The sequence below is a fragment of the Actinomycetes bacterium genome (assembly GCA_024222295.1).
Lineage (GTDB): Bacteria > Actinomycetota > Acidimicrobiia > Acidimicrobiales > Microtrichaceae > JAAEPF01.
In genome coordinates this window covers 1-531 of sequence record JAAEPF010000074.1, presented here as the reverse complement: position 1 = coordinate 531, position 531 = coordinate 1, and the positions used below count along the sequence as shown (strand labels likewise).

General features: G+C 68.7%; 1 protein-coding gene. It reads left to right on the top strand.

The window, feature by feature from the left end:
* The coding region (locus tag GY812_16845) for a GMP synthase (glutamine-hydrolyzing) (GenBank protein MCP4437153.1) at positions 1–366 on the top strand (366 nt) is incomplete at its 5' end.
* Positions 367–531 lie beyond the last annotated feature (165 nt).

Genomic DNA, 531 nt, shown 5'->3' with positions numbered 1-531 from the left:
GGCCCCGGCCTCGCGGTCCACATCGCCGGTGACATCACCGCCGAGCGCCTGAACCTCTTGCAGGAGGCCGACGACATCTGCACCGCCGAGATCCAGGCCGCCGGCGCCCACGAGACCCTCTGGCAGTACTTCGCCGTCCTGCTCCCCGTGAAGAGCGTCGGCGTCATGGGCGACGCCCGCACCTACGAGAACGCCTGCGCCCTGCGCATCGTCGAGTCCCTGGACGGCATGACCGCCGACTGGGGCTACCTCGACCACCAGCTCCTGCGCCGCATCTCCAACCGCATCATCAACGAGGTCCGCGGCATCAACCGCGTCGTCCTCGACATCAGCTCCAAACCCCCCGCCACGATCGAGTGGGAGTGACCGGGCGGGAAGTTGCCGGCTGACCTGCAGTTCGGCTGATGAGGTGGGTCGATCCGGCCCTACGCCGCTGCGCCGGCTGTGAAGAGGTGGCGCTGGAAGTCGACGAAGAGTGCTCGGATGTCCGGGGGAGGGCCGAGCTCCGTCACCGCGTCGTGGATGGTCTGG